This window comes from Ensifer sp. NM-2, assembly GCF_003024455.1.
Classification (GTDB): domain Bacteria; phylum Pseudomonadota; class Alphaproteobacteria; order Rhizobiales; family Rhizobiaceae; genus Ensifer; species Ensifer canadensis.
The window spans coordinates 1-425 of the sequence record NZ_PVZR01000153.1; the positions used below are offsets into that span (position 1 = coordinate 1).

1 rRNA gene is annotated in these 425 nt (G+C 46.4%); it reads right to left on the minus strand.

Features of this window, described 5'->3' with window-relative positions:
- Positions 1-425, minus strand: a 16S ribosomal RNA gene (locus tag C6558_RS39245); the annotation flags it as partial.

Here is a 425-nt window from a genome sequence, read left to right on the forward strand (position 1 = left end):
CTGTTTGCTCCCTACGCTTTCGTGACTCAGCGTCAGTCTTGACCTAGAAGTTCGCCTTCGCCTCTGGTATTCCCCCTGATATCAACAGATTCCACCCTTACACCAGGAGTTCTAACTTCCCCTATCAGACTCTAGCTTATTAGTTTCCAGAATATTTCCAGAGTTGAGCCCTGGTATTTTATCCTAGACTTAATAAACCGCCTACTCACCCTTTACGCCCAATAATTCCGAACAACGCTCGCCCCTTACGTATTACCGCGGCTGCTGGCACGTAATTTGCCGGGGCTTATTCATTGACTAACGTCATCACTAAATCATTTCCTATCTAGCTTATTCCTCATCAATAAAAGGATTTTACAATCTTTCGACCTTCATCATCCACGCGGTGTCGCTCCGTCAGGCTTTCGCCCATTGCGGAAGATTCT